Raw genomic sequence first — 12,640 nt, 5'->3', positions numbered from 1 at the left:
TCAGTCACCATCGTTGGCATTGAAGCCCAGTTGGATGCCCAGCGCCTTGGCCAGTTCGCCTTCGTGCAGGCGGTGGACCACGTTGAGGCTGTCGTAGATAGCGTTGAGTTGCTCGCGCCCGGCGTCGTCGGCCAGCAGTTCATTGAGCGAACGCTGGTTGCTGTCGAACAGTTTCAGGGAGGCTGCGTAGGCTGCGTCGATCTTCTCGGCCAGAGGCTTCTGGTCGGCAGGCAGCAGGCCGCGCAGGCCCTTGTTGTCGACCCCGACCCAAACGGTCTGGGCCGCCGCGAGGCTGGCTCGCAAGCCTTGCAGGGACGATTGGCTGCGCCACGCATCGGCCTGGAACGGCTGGGGGATGCCCTTGGACAGGCGACCCATCGGTGTGCCGAGTTTTTTCTTCAGGGTGTCCAGGGCCGTGACCTGCACGCGCAGCAGTTCGGCGATGGCTTCGTGGGAATCGGCGTAGCGCTGGTTAGGAAACTTGGTCATCTGCGCCAGCATGCCGTCGGTGCTGTTCCAACTGGCCAGAATCTCTTCGGCCAATTGCTTCTGGCGCTCGCCGATGGCGATCAGCAGCGGGCAGTAGCGGGCTTTCTGGGCGTCGTTGGCGATGTCGGTCTTGGCGTCATACAGGATGTATTCGTAGGCCGACAGGCCTTGCACCACAACGCTGGACTTGGCCAGGGCAGCGGCATCGATCTGCGGCTGGGCGGTGGCCAGTTGCTCGACCTGACGGCCAACGAGGTTTTTCTTGTCTGGCCAGAACTGCACCTGCCAGGCGCGATTGCCCTCGGCCAGCGGGCCGATCAGCAGCGGTTGCAACTCGGCCCAGGCTTTTTGCGCGTGGAGGAAGTCGGCGCGGGCGGTCTCCAGGGATTCCTTGCCTTGGCAGTAAGCCAGGGCGCTGACGGCCAACTGCCGGTCAGCTTCGACCCAGCGGCTGTAGGTCGGCAGGATCACTTGCTTGGCAATGGCCGCCGAGGTGACCGCTTGCGGATCCTGCGGCGCGCAGGCGCCAAGGGCCAGGGCGGCGAGGCTGGTGAACAACAACTTGGGACGGAACATGTCGAGCTCCCTTCAATAATTGGGGCAAAGCTTATAGAGAATTCAGGAACGCGAGCAATGCTGCTCGCTGCTGCGCATTAAAAGACAACACCTGTTGCTGCGCCGCCTGGGCTTCACCGCCGTGCCACAGCACGGCTTCAAGCAGGTTGCGGGCGCGGCCGTCATGCAGGAACTGGGTGTGGCCACTGACGTTTTGTGTCAGGCCAATGCCCCACAACGGCGGCGTGCGCCAGTCGCGGCCACCGGCCTTGAATTCGGTACGGTTATCGGCCAGGCCTTCGCCCATGTCGTGCAGCAGCAAGTCGCTGTACGGACGGATGACCTGGTTGGCCAGCTCCGGCTCGGCGGCATTGCTGGCCGTGGTGAACGTGGGCGTGTGGCACGCCTGGCACCCGGCCTGGAAAAACAAGTTTTTGCCGGCCAGCACCTGTTGCGCATTGACATCACGGCGCGCCGGTACGGCCAGGTTGCGGGTGTAGAACAGCACCAGGCGCAGGATGTTATCGCTGACTTCCTGCTCGCCATTTTCGCCATTGCCGTTGGGCGCCTGCTTACAGGCAACCTGTGCGTCGGTGCAGTCGTCCATGGGCCGCAGGCGGGTGGTCAGGCCCATATCACCAGAGAACGCGTGAACATTTTGTTGATTGAGGTTCGGCTGCCCGGCTTTCCAGCCAAAGCGCCCGAGCACGGTTTTTTGCTGGGCATCATCCCAGACCCAGTTCGGGCGGCCGAGCACGCCGTTTTTGTCCGGGCGTTTGCTGGCGTTTTGCAGGATGTCCGCGTCGCTGATGGCTTCGAGCAAGCCCAGGCCGATCATCGGCGGTGCTACACGGGCGGAAAACCGCGTATCCGGGTGCATCGGCCCGTAGCCGAGCTGGGTGATCTGCAGGCTCGGCTTGCGCAACTCCACCACCGTGCCGTCCTTGAACGTGACGTTGACCGGGGTGTAGTCGACCCGCACCTTGCCTTCCGGGACCACGCCGGGCACGGCCATGTCCTGCAACTGCCCGCCATACACCGGCTCGGGCACGATCCCCAACTGTTCGATGACCTTGGCATAGGGCGGCGAATCCGGGATCGACAGGCGCACCAGCATGGACACCGCGTTGCTGGCCTCAGGCAAGGGCGGATGACCGCGGCCATCCTTGATATGGCAGTTCTGGCAGGCATTGGTGTTGAACAGCGGCCCCAGCCCATCACGGGCGGTGGTGGTGGCCGGGGCGATCACCCACGGATTGCGGAAAAAGCTGTTGCCGACGCTGAAGTCCAGGCGGCGCGTTGGCGCCAGGTTGGCCGAGGGCAGCGAAAAGGCATTCTGGTCGGTCTTCCTTACCGTCGTGCTGCCTCCCGAACGCGCCTCACCCGGCTCGGCCTGGGTAAACGTCGGCGGCGGGGCGTCATCGCAGGCACTCAGGCTCATGGCCATCAAGAGTGCAGACAGGCGAAGAGGCAAGCGGGGCATCGATAATCCTGGAAGACGGGCGACGGTGGATGAAATTCAGGGGGCAAAGTCTAACAGGGCGGGGCGGATTGAATAAGAGCAATTATCGTTTGCTCCAATCTGATGCATTCCCGCTAGAATGGCCGCACATTTTTCCTGGAGGTGGCCAATGCAGGCTCTCGACGCTTTGCTCAACCGTGTTTCCGTACCGCGCCTGCTGGAGCCGGCCCCCACTGCCGAGCAGCGCGAAGTGCTGTTCGCGGCAGCCATGCGTGCACCGGATCACGGCCAACTGCGGCCTTGGCGCTTCCTCACCGTGGAAGGCGCGGCCCGTGAGCAAATGGGCACCCTGCTGGCCGAAGCGGCCCGCCTGCAAGACCCCGAGGCCCCGCAAGCGGTGATCGACAAGGCGCAGAACGGCCCATTGCGTGCGCCGCTGGTGGTGGTGGTGATTGCCCGTCTGCAGGAACACTTCAAGGTGCCCAAGTCCGAGCAGTTGCTGGCGGCGGCCTGTGCGGCCCACGGTATTTTGCTGGCGGCGTATGCCCAGGGGATCGGTGCGGTGTGGCGCACCGGCGAGTTGTCGTATTCGGCGCATGTGGCCAAGGGCCTGGGGTTGACCGCGGGTGAGGAAGTGATTGGCTTCCTTTATCTGGGGACCGCGCAGAACCCGCCGCGTACGGCGGCCAAAGAAGACATCACGGCGTTTGTCAGCGCCTGGACCGGTCTCTGACCCACCGCAAACCTATGTGGGAGCGGGCTTGCTCGCGAATGCGGTGGGTCAGTCAATACATTCATTACTGACCCACCGCATTCGCGGGCAAGCCCGCTCCCACATTTGATCTTCACTGCTTTAAGCATTGCGTTCGCTTAATTGATCGGCGTTAGGGCAAGCCCACTCCCGCAAGGGGTATTTCATTGTTTTCAGGACCTGGGCTTACACCCGGAACTGATCCATCAGTTTCATCTGCTGATTGGCCAATGCATTCAATTGGCTGCTGATCGCCGCTGATTCAGTGGCCTGGCCAGTCAATGTCTCGGTCACGGTACGGATCGCCGAAACGTTGCGGTTGACCTCTTCGGCCACGGCGCTCTGTTCTTCGGCGGCGCTGGCGATTTGCAGGTTCATGTCGCTGATCACCGTCACCGCATCGCTGATCTTGCCCAGGGCCTGGACCGCCTGCTGGATCTGCCCGGCGTTGTTCTGTGCCTGGCTCTGGCTCGAATGCATGGTGGTCACCACCCCACGGGTCGCACTCTGGATGCGTTCGATCACCAGGCGGATTTCTTCCACCGAATCCTGGGTGCGCCGCGCCAGGTTACGTACCTCGTCCGCCACTACCGCAAACCCCCGCCCGCTTTCCCCGGCGCGCGCGGCTTCAATCGCGGCATTGAGGGCCAGCAGGTTGGTCTGCTCGGCAATGCTGCGGATCACCTCCAGCACCGAGCCGATCTGCTCACTGTTGACCGCCAGGGCTTCGACTTCAGTCACCGCCTTGCTGACTTCTTCGGCGAGGGTGGTGATATCGCGGGTGCTGCGCTCGATAATCGCCAGGCCTTCGCGGGCCGATTGATCGGCGCCGCGCGCTGCACTGGCCGCGTTTGAGGCGCTGTTGGCCACATCATGGGCGGTGGCGCTCATCTCGTTGGAGGCGGTTGCCACCTGGTCGATCTCGCGGAACTGTACCTGCATGCCTTCGCTGGTCTGGCGGGCGATTTCCGAGGACTGGTCGGCGGTGCCGCGGGCTTCGGTGATGCTCTGCTTGATCTGGGCGATGGTCGGTTGCAGTTTGTCGAGGAAGCGGTTGAACCAACTGACCAGCTCCCCCAGTTCGTCTTTTTTCGTGTAGGCCAGGCGTTGGGTCAGGTCGCCGTCGCCGCTGGCAATGTCCTTGAGCATCGCCGCCACGCTGTTGATCGGGCGGGTCACGCCGGTAGCGGTCAGCCACATCAGCAGCAGGCCCAGCAGGCCGGCTACGGCGCCGACCAACAGCGCTTGCAGCGTGCCACGGGCCTGGGCCTCGTCGAGCACCCCTTGCAGCTTGACCGAGTCGGCCAGCAGCACGTCCTTGGGCAGTTTGATCACCACGCCCCAAGGCTTGGCATCGGCAATCGGCTTGACCGGATACACCGCGCGAATCGTATCGTCCTGCTCGCGGACCTTGCGCGTGTCACTGGCCAGCAGTTGCACGATCTCTTTGCCTTCGGCGCCGAGCACATCGACGATGCTCTTGCCGACCTTGTCCGGCTCGCCGCTGTAGCTGGCAATCAGGCCACTGCTGGAGAGGATTTCCATGATCCCGGCGCCGTCAAACAGCTCTTTTTGCGCGGTATTGGCCGCCGCTTGCAGGGCATCCAGCGCAATGTCGACGCCGATCACCCCAATGACCTTGCCGTCGGCCAGCAGCGGCAGGGAGATGGTGGTCATCAGCATCGACTTGCCGGCGACTTCATCGGCGTACGGGTCCAGCAGGCAGACGTTGCGGGTATCCCGTGGGCAGGTGTACCAGATGTTGTAGGGCGTACCGCTGAGGTTGAGGGTGGTCTTGGTCAGGTCCGCTTCCACCATCACGGTGTTCAGCCCTTCGCCACCGGCACGGCTCCAGTAGCTGGAGAACCGCCCGGCCTCGTTGGAGGCGCGCAGCTTGTCGTTGATAAATTCGCTGTCCTTGCCATCCAGGCCGTTGGGTTCAAACGACAACCAGATCCCCAGCACCTTGGTATTGCGCTCGAACGCAGTCTTGATCCGCTGGTTGAGTTCCTCGCGCACGGTGGCCGCTTCCAGCGAACGCTTGGCGGCCATGTTACGCAGGTCCTTGACCTGGTCGGCGAGGGCGGTGACCACCAACAGGCTCTCGCCGAAGGCTTTCTGCACCTGCACGGCCTGCTCGGCGGCCCTGGCCTGAAGCAGGTTCTCCACGCTGGCGGTGAGCATGCGCGAGCTGGACGCGCTGACCAGTTGGTCGTTCTGGTTGGACTGGTAGATATTCAGGCTGACGATCAGCGCAATCACCCCCAACAGGCAGAGACCGGACAGCAGCACGATTTTCAAGCGGATGGAGAGGGTGTCGAACATGGGCTTACTCGCGATTGGACTTGTTGGTGTGCAAGCAGGGCAACGGCCAAGTCCATTCGGCGCTATGCCCGGAACATCGGCACCGACGGGTAATTCATGAGGAATAGGCGATGAGCGGTAGGGCGCTCAGGCAGCGGTTCGCGCGAGGCGTTCGGGGCGTGACCAGATCCACAGGTTGCCCAGGCTCATACCGGCGATGGCCAAGTAGATCGGCCAGCCGTGATCGAGCATCACCAGCATCAGGCCGGCACACAGCAACATGCTCACGGTGGCACTGACCTTGGCCCGACGGGCGATGATCTTGCCGTTGCGCCAGTTGAACAGGATCGGCCCGAACAGCCGGTGGTTTTCCAGCCAGGCGCTCAGGCGCGGCGAGCTCTTGGTGGCGGCCCAGGCGGCCAGCAGGATGAATTCGGTGGTGGGCAGGCCCGGCACGACAATCGCGATCAAGCCGATCCCCAGGCTGACATAGGCCAGCAGGCCGAACAGGATTCGGGCGAGTTTGGAGGAGGATTGGACGGGGGCTGTCATAGGTACGATTTGTCAGGGTTTCGAAAAATCTGAAAATGGAGCGCGATCAACATGTGGGAGCTGGCTTGCCTGCGATGCAGACGCTGCGGTGTATCAGTTAGACCGCAGCGATGCTATCGCAGGCAAGCCCGCTCCCACACAATCCCGCTCTCACATTCATTGCATTCCAGCAGCGCGATCAGGCCAGTTCTGGGGCGCTAGCGTACGCCTGTTCCAGCAACACGGTGAAGCGTACAAACGCATCCACGGCACCTTTTTCTGCTGCGGCTTCTTCTTCGGCGCTCAGTTCCAGGCTGTCGAGGGTGCGTGTGAAGCTCTTCCAGCCTTCTGCACGACCACCGGCTGGCTCGCCCAGGTGGCGGGCACCGAAGGTTTCGCTCAGGCCCAGGCCGACGGCACGCTTGATCAGGAACGCTGCGCCCAGCTTGGAACCTTCGGACACGAACAGCCAGCCCAGGGCCTGGGCCTTGCTCGGGTTCTGCACGGCACCGGCCACGGGGGCGGGTACTTCGGTTTCCAGGTCGGCCAGGTCCAGCTTGGCGGCTTCGGCGCGGCAGCGCTCGGCCAGGTCCGGCACCAGCTTGATCAGCTCGGGATCGTTGTACAGCGCCACCAGTTCCGATTGGAACAGGTACTGCGCCACCACGAAACGGGCGAAGTTGGCCTGGGTTTCAAACGGGGCGTGAGCCTTGACCAGGGCATCGAGCTTGGTGTGCGGCTCGTTGGTGATCTGGTTCAGGCGCTGGGAGCGCAGGCTTGCGCGTTCTGCGGTAGTGGAAGCGGTCATTGGATGTCCTTGAGAAGGAAAAGCGCCTTGTTGCCAGGCTGTTATTACTAGACGAACAAGAAGACGCGTCACAGTAAAAAATCCTCACCCCGCCGGCGATAAAACCGGCGAGGTGGGGCTGCATGGGTCAGATGTCCCAGATCAGGTTGATCGCAAAGTTGCGTCCTGGCTGGGTCAGGCGGTCCAGGCTGGCTGGCGAAGTCACGCCGGCTTCGCCCACACCGTCGTAGCTGCGCACGTCATCCCAGTTCCAGTATTTCTTGTCGGTCAGGTTGTACAGGCCGCCGTTGACGGTCAGATCGTCGGTGACTTTGTAGAAGCCGGTCAGGTCGACGATGCCAAAGCCCGGGGTCTTGAACGGGCCATTGGCCTTGATGCCGGTCGGGGTAAAGAACGTGGCGCTGTCGACCCGGTTCTGTTTCTTGACCAGGGTCCAGCTGACCAGCGCACCGTAGGTGTCCTGGTCGTAGCCCAGGCCGAACACACCCTTGAGCGGGTTGACGCTGTTCAGCGGCTGGCCGGTTTCGTCGTTGCGCCCGTGGGCGTAGGCAATCGCGCCCTTGGTATACAGGCCTTGCGGTGCGCCGAAGGCGTCCAGGTTCAAGCGCCCTTTGACCTCCATGCCCTTGATGGTGGCACGCTTGATGTTGCCTGGCTGGAAGATGGTGCCGGTGGGGCCCAGCGCGGCGTTGTCCTCGTCGATGAAGTCGCGGTACTTGTTATAGAACGCCGCGACGTCGAAATTGCCTGCGTCGAAGTTGCCACGGATCCCGGTTTCGTAGCTCTTGCTGGTTTCCGGCTTGAGGTTCGAGTTGGGCTCGACGATGTAGCCTTCGCCCAGGTTTTCAAAACGGCCATACAGCGCTTTGGCTGATGGCGTACGGAAACCTTCGGCGTACTGGCCAAACCAGGTGTACTGCTCGGTCAGTGCGTAGGTCACGCCCAGTTTTGGCGAGAAACGATGCCAGGTTTTGTTCGAGTCGTCGTGGGGGAACTTGCGGTCCGGGTCGGTGGTATTGAGGAACTCTTCGGTCAGCTTGGGTTTGAGCTGGATGTAGTCGTAGCGCACGCTCGGCAGGAAGGTCCAGTCATTCCAACTGATCTGATCCTGGGCGAACAGCGCGTAGCTGTTGATGGTCGGATCGGGGAAGTCGCTGGCTTTTTTCACGCTGTCGGCAGGGGTTGGGCTCGGTGCGCCGATGGCCGTGCAGCCCGCGCCTACAGCCAGGCAGGTCGCCGCACCTTCGCGCGAACCGGTGACTTTCTGCTGCTTGATCGTGGTGCCGTAGGTCAGCAAGTGATCGGTGTCGCCGATGACGAAGGCCTTGTCCAACTGCGCGTCGAACACCCACTGCTTTTCTTCGTAGAGGGTGTCGCGGGTCCGCAGCACGCGGCGGCCGGCCTGATAGATTTCGCTGGTGGCCTGGTCGGTCTTGGCGATCTGGTAGTTGAGGCTGGTCTTGATGTGATCGGCAATCGGCGAGTCGAGGGAAAACTTGTTTTCCAGGCCAAAGCGCTCGCGGGTGATGGTGTCGTTACCGCGACGGTCACGGTACATATTCATACCCTGGCCTTCGAGGAAGATCCCGCCTACCGCGCTTTTCTGGTTGATGTCGCGGTCGTCCTTGTACTTCTCGTAGGTCAGGCCCAGGCGGTTGTCTTCGCCGTAGTTCCAGCCCAGCTTGGCCAGCACGTTGGTGGTGCGCACGTCTTCCGGGTTGGCGCCGGTGCGGGCCAGGCCGGTGGCGTTGTTGCCGTTGTAGGACTCCATCTCGTGGCCATTGCGCTGGCTCAGGTGCAGCAAGCCGTCGAAGTCCTGCACCCGCCCGGCGACGGTGCCGGAGGTCAGCCAGCTTTCGTCCGCCGAGCTGTAGCCGGTCTTCAGGCGCGCGCCCACATCCTGGCCGGGCTTGATGATGTCGTCCGGGTCGAGGGTGAAGTAGCTGACGGCGCCGCCGATGGCGCTGCTGCCGTACAGGGCCGAGGCCGGGCCGCGGATAATCTCGACGCGCTTGACGATTTCCGGGTCGACATAGTTGCGGCGGGTCTTGGCGTACGGGCCGTTGAAGAAGTTGTCCGGGACCTCCACGCCGTCCACCTGGGTGAGGATGCGGTCGCCGTCGATGCCGCGAATGTTGTAGCCGGAATTACCGGAGCGGGTGCCGGCGCCACCGACCGAGACGCCCGGTTCGTAGCGCACCAGTTCGCGGATGGTGTTGACGTTCTGGCGGTCCAGCTCCTCGCGTTCATGCACGCTGACGGTGCTGGGCACGCTATCGACCGCCTGTTCCGTACGGGTGGCGCTGATGGTCATTTGTTGCAGGGTGAGAGCGCTACCCGCCGTGCGCTTTTCCAGGACGATGTTGTTATTGCCCAGTTTGCGGTAGTTCAGGTTGGTCCCCACCAACAGCCGGTCCAGGGCTTTTTCCGGGGTCAGCGAGCCGCGCACGCCAGGGGAGGAAACCCCTTGGCCCAGTTCGGCGGGCAGGCCGATCTGCCAGCCGGTGACGGCGGTAAAGGCGTTGAGTGCCGAGACCAGGGATTGCTGCTCGATGCTGAAGGTGTAGTTGGCGTGGCTGCGCGCCGCGGGTTCGGCGGCAGTGGCCGTGAGGACCGGGCTGCCCGCCAGCAGGATGGCGGCGGTCAGCAGGCACAGCGTAGGCGAAGAGGACCGGCGGTTGAAACGAGAGGACATCGAGAGCGCTCCGAGGGACGAGTCTTATAGTTGCGAGCCTGAATCAAATAGGAATCAGTTGCATTGGCTAAGACGAGACGTACCAGCGGTGGCTATCGAGTAAAAATAATTATTCTCAGTTGAGAATCACTAGCGCAGGGAACTCCGAGAGTTTGGCCGAGGTGATGTGGGCCAGGGAACGCACCACGTCCAGCGGTTGGTCCAGACGGTAATTACCGGTCACGGCGACGCTGGCCAGTTGCTCGTTGGTATTGACGATCCAGCCCGGGTAATAGCGCCGCAGCTCTGCCAGCACCTCGCTCATCGGGCAGTTTTCAAAGACCAGCCGGCCCTGGACCCACGCCAGTTCCTTGGTGGCATCGAGCTTGGCCGGTTGGCCGAAACCCTTGGGGCCGACGCGAATGCTCTCGCCGGCACTCAGGCGCACCCGGTTGTTGCCGAAGGTGGTGCTCAGGTCGACATCCCCGCGTTGTACCTGCACCTGCGCCTCACCGTTGAGATAGCGCACGGCAAACGCCGTATCGCTGACGCTGGCGCGCACCGGGCCGGCGTCGATCTGCAGGGGCAGGCCACGGTTGGCCGCGACTTCGAAAAACGCCTCGCCCTGATACAGGCGGGCGATGCGCTGATGCTCGTCGATGGTGCTGGAAAACGCCGAGTTGGTGTTGAGCAGCACCTTGGAGCCGTCATCCAGTTGCAGGCGCTGGCGCTCGCCGACCACGGTCAAATGGTCGGCCTGCAGGCGCACCGGCAGGTTGCTGAAGCTGAACAGCCCCAGCAGCAACACCGCCGCCGTGGCCAAGGGCTTCCAGTGCGGCTTGATGCGCCGCCAGGCGCTGGGCTTGCGCGGCGCATTCAGGGCCACGGCGGCGCTGTGTACCGGCGCACCGCCCCAGGCGGCCTGGGCTTTGGCGAAGGCTTGGGCGTGACTCGGGTCGGCATCCAGCCAGGCCTGGAACTCGGCTTGCTGGCCAGGCTGCGGGCACTGCAAAGCGATCAGCCAGTCGAGGGCTTGGTCCATGGCCGCATGTTGCAACACCTCATGAGCCAGCTCATGGGGGTGCAGTTTGTTCGGGTCCGTCACGGTGTTCCTCGGGTCTTCGCCACGTTTTATTCAATAGCTTTTGTGACATTGCTGTCGGCTTGTCCCGACAAAGCTTAAGGGTGATCGAGCCGTTCGGCCACACCTATGCAGATGGCCATGATCAATTTCAGTTCCTTTTGCACGGTGCTCAAGGACACCTGCAACTGGTCGGCAATCTCCTGGTAGCTGCAACCGTGCAGGCGGCTGAGGATAAAGATCTGCTGCTGGCGAGCGCTCAACTGCCCGAGGCTGACGCTCAGGTGCTCCAGCAGTTGCTCGGCGTGGGCGGCATCTTCGGGCGTGGTGACTGGCGAGGCGACGCTTTGCAGGACATCCATCGGGACATCTTCCTGCAAGGTGCGGGACTGGATCCGACGCGAGCGCAGATGATCCAGGGCCAGGTTGCGCGCGGTCTGGAACACGAAAGGCTCAAGGTGATCAATCGGTCGTTCGCTGAGGGCCCGTGTGACGCGCAGGTAGGTTTCCTGCAACAGGTCCTCGGCGGTGCTGTGATTATTCACCATCCGCTGCAAGGTGCGCAGTAGCACCACCCGTTGGGTGAGGAAGACTTGATTGAAGCGAGATAGGCTCACAGTGATACCGGACCGATTGGCAGTTAATGATAATGCTTATCATCAGCGCAAATGGCAAGTGGCGAATGTATGAGCTTGCACGAATCCCTGTGGGAGCTGGCTTGCCTGCGATTGCATCACTGGGTGGCGGCAGATACACCGCTCCGTCTGCATCGCAGGCAAGCCAGCTCCCACACAAGCCCGCTCCCACAGGGGGGGGTTACTCGGCGTTACACAGCGCCAGGCAGTTATCCAGCATACGGTTGGAGAAGCCCCATTCGTTGTCGTACCAGGCCAATACCTTGAGCAGCTTGCCGCTGGACTTGGTGTGGTTGGCGTCGAAGATCGACGACAGCGGGTTATGGTTGAAGTCGCTGGAAACCAGCGGCAGGGTGTTGTAGCCGAGGATTTTCGAGTGCTGGCTGGCTTCTTTGAGCAGCGCGTTGACCTCATCGGCCGTGGCTTCTTTTTTCAGTTGCACGGTCAGGTCCACCAGCGACACGTTGATCACCGGCACCCGCACCGCCATGCCGGTCAGCTTGCCTGCCAGTTCCGGCAGCACCAGGCCCACCGCTTCGGCAGCGCCGGTCTTGCTCGGGATCATGTTCTGCGTGGCCGAACGGGCGCGGTACGGGTCGGTGTGGTAGACGTCGGTCAGGTTCTGGTCGTTGGTGTAGGCATGAATGGTGGTCATCAGGCCGCTTTCGATACCCAGCTCGCGATGCAGCACCTGGGCCACCGGCGCCAGGCAGTTGGTGGTGCAGGAGGCGTTGGAGATGATCTGGTGGGATTGGCGCAAAATGTCATGGTTGACCCCGTAGACCACGGTGGCATCCGCGCCCTTGGCCGGGGCCGAGATGATCACCTTGCGCGCGCCGGCGCTAATATGGGCGGCGGCCTTGTCACGGTCGGTGAACAGGCCGGTGCATTCGAACACCACGTCGATCTTGTGTGCAGCCCACGGCAGGTCGGCGGGGTTGCGAATGGCACTCACGGCAATCCGGTCGCCATTGACGGTCAGGCTTTCCTGATCGTGAGCGACCTCTGCATCGAAAGTGCCATGGACGGTGTCGTATTTGAGCAGGTGGGCATTGATCGAACTGTCGCCCAGGTCATTGATGGCGACGATCTGCAAATCCTGACGGTAGCCTTGGGTATAAAGTGCGCGCAGGACGTTGCGGCCAATGCGGCCAAAACCATTGATTGCAATTCGAAGAGTCATTTGAAAGCGCCTGTCGTCGATTTGTTGTAAGAATTACAAGATTATTCGCATAAAAATAGAAAACAAGCCTTTTTAGTGGCAATATTTTGTTCAATCTACAACGAGTGACCTGAATCAACTGGTCCGATTGGTCAAGTAACTCCCTGCCAACCTCTTCGCGGCGGGCT

Annotated in this window: 10 protein-coding genes; 1 reads left to right on the top strand and 9 read right to left on the bottom strand. The window is 62.2% G+C overall.

Annotated elements, in window-relative coordinates; all coding sequences use genetic code 11:
* Together ACO77H_RS21750 and ACO77H_RS21745 are read right to left on the bottom strand one after the other, a co-directional pair.
* Nucleotides 1–1,065 (bottom strand): imelysin family protein, encoded by a 1,065-nt coding sequence (locus ACO77H_RS21750; protein ID WP_169954621.1) that lies wholly within the window; start codon nucleotides 1,063–1,065, stop codon nucleotides 1–3.
* Between the two features lie 31 nt (nucleotides 1,066–1,096).
* Nucleotides 1,097–2,527 (bottom strand): di-heme oxidoredictase family protein, encoded by a 1,431-nt coding sequence (locus tag ACO77H_RS21745; protein WP_170041872.1) that lies wholly within the window; start codon nucleotides 2,525–2,527, stop codon nucleotides 1,097–1,099.
* Nucleotides 2,528–2,675: 148 nt separating this feature from the next.
* Here ACO77H_RS21745 and ACO77H_RS21740 point away from each other — a divergent pair, with 148 nt between their 5' ends.
* Nucleotides 2,676–3,239, top strand: a complete 564-nt coding sequence (locus ACO77H_RS21740) for a nitroreductase family protein (protein ID WP_170056835.1) — start codon at nucleotides 2,676–2,678, stop codon at nucleotides 3,237–3,239.
* A gap of 204 nt (nucleotides 3,240–3,443) precedes the next feature.
* On the opposite strand, the gene ACO77H_RS21735 is transcribed toward ACO77H_RS21740, so the two are convergent.
* From ACO77H_RS21735 to gap, 7 genes are all read right to left on the bottom strand, one after another.
* Nucleotides 3,444–5,582 carry a methyl-accepting chemotaxis protein gene (locus ACO77H_RS21735; RefSeq protein ID WP_432754547.1) on the bottom strand — a complete coding sequence of 713 codons (2,139 nt, stop codon included), beginning with the start codon at nucleotides 5,580–5,582 and terminating at the stop codon, nucleotides 3,444–3,446.
* A gap of 126 nt (nucleotides 5,583–5,708) precedes the next feature.
* Entirely contained in the window at nucleotides 5,709–6,113 is a 405-nt protein-coding gene (locus ACO77H_RS21730) for a YbaN family protein (RefSeq protein WP_169954625.1), read from the bottom strand.
* Nucleotides 6,114–6,291: 178 nt separating this feature from the next.
* A complete protein-coding gene (locus tag ACO77H_RS21725; RefSeq protein WP_169954626.1) occupies nucleotides 6,292–6,900 on the bottom strand; it encodes a biliverdin-producing heme oxygenase in 609 nt (202 codons plus the stop codon).
* Between the two features lie 127 nt (nucleotides 6,901–7,027).
* Nucleotides 7,028–9,595, bottom strand: coding sequence for a TonB-dependent receptor (locus tag ACO77H_RS21720; protein ID WP_432754546.1), 2,568 nt, complete (start codon nucleotides 9,593–9,595; stop codon nucleotides 7,028–7,030).
* A 115-nt stretch (nucleotides 9,596–9,710) separates the two neighbouring features.
* Nucleotides 9,711–10,679 carry a FecR domain-containing protein gene (locus tag ACO77H_RS21715; RefSeq protein WP_169954628.1) on the bottom strand — a complete coding sequence of 323 codons (969 nt, stop codon included), beginning with the start codon at nucleotides 10,677–10,679 and terminating at the stop codon, nucleotides 9,711–9,713.
* 74 nt (nucleotides 10,680–10,753) lie between these two features.
* Nucleotides 10,754–11,272: an RNA polymerase sigma factor gene (locus tag ACO77H_RS21710; protein WP_169954629.1), complete on the bottom strand. Its 519-nt coding sequence runs from the start codon at nucleotides 11,270–11,272 to the stop codon at nucleotides 10,754–10,756.
* A 199-nt stretch (nucleotides 11,273–11,471) separates the two neighbouring features.
* Nucleotides 11,472–12,473: a type I glyceraldehyde-3-phosphate dehydrogenase gene (gap, locus tag ACO77H_RS21705; RefSeq protein ID WP_029295415.1), complete on the bottom strand. Its 1,002-nt coding sequence runs from the start codon at nucleotides 12,471–12,473 to the stop codon at nucleotides 11,472–11,474.
* Nucleotides 12,474–12,640: the final 167 nt, after the last annotated feature.

It is taken from the genome of Pseudomonas sp. WMBT8 (assembly GCF_050916005.1).
GTDB lineage: Bacteria > Pseudomonadota > Gammaproteobacteria > Pseudomonadales > Pseudomonadaceae > Aquipseudomonas.
The sequence above is the reverse complement of the archived record's forward strand: the minus strand, read 5'-3'. Positions and strand labels throughout refer to the sequence as shown.

Bases quoted from the DNA above. Each gene is read 5' to 3' on its own strand.
- ACO77H_RS21750 (WP_169954621.1), bottom strand. From the start codon at position 1,065: ATGTTCCGTCCCAAGTTGTTGTTCACCAGCCTCGCCGCCCTGGCCCTT.
- ACO77H_RS21745 (WP_170041872.1), bottom strand. From the start codon at position 2,527: ATGCCCCGCTTGCCTCTTCGCCTGTCTGCACTCTTGATGGCCATGAGC.
- ACO77H_RS21740 (WP_170056835.1), top strand. From the start codon at position 2,676: ATGCAGGCTCTCGACGCTTTGCTCAACCGTGTTTCCGTACCGCGCCTG.
- ACO77H_RS21735 (WP_432754547.1), bottom strand. From the start codon at position 5,582: ATGTTCGACACCCTCTCCATCCGCTTGAAAATCGTGCTGCTGTCCGGT.
- ACO77H_RS21730 (WP_169954625.1), bottom strand. From the start codon at position 6,113: ATGACAGCCCCCGTCCAATCCTCCTCCAAACTCGCCCGAATCCTGTTC.
- ACO77H_RS21725 (WP_169954626.1), bottom strand. From the start codon at position 6,900: ATGACCGCTTCCACTACCGCAGAACGCGCAAGCCTGCGCTCCCAGCGC.
- ACO77H_RS21720 (WP_432754546.1), bottom strand. From the start codon at position 9,595: ATGTCCTCTCGTTTCAACCGCCGGTCCTCTTCGCCTACGCTGTGCCTG.
- gap (WP_029295415.1), bottom strand. From the start codon at position 12,473: ATGACTCTTCGAATTGCAATCAATGGTTTTGGCCGCATTGGCCGCAAC.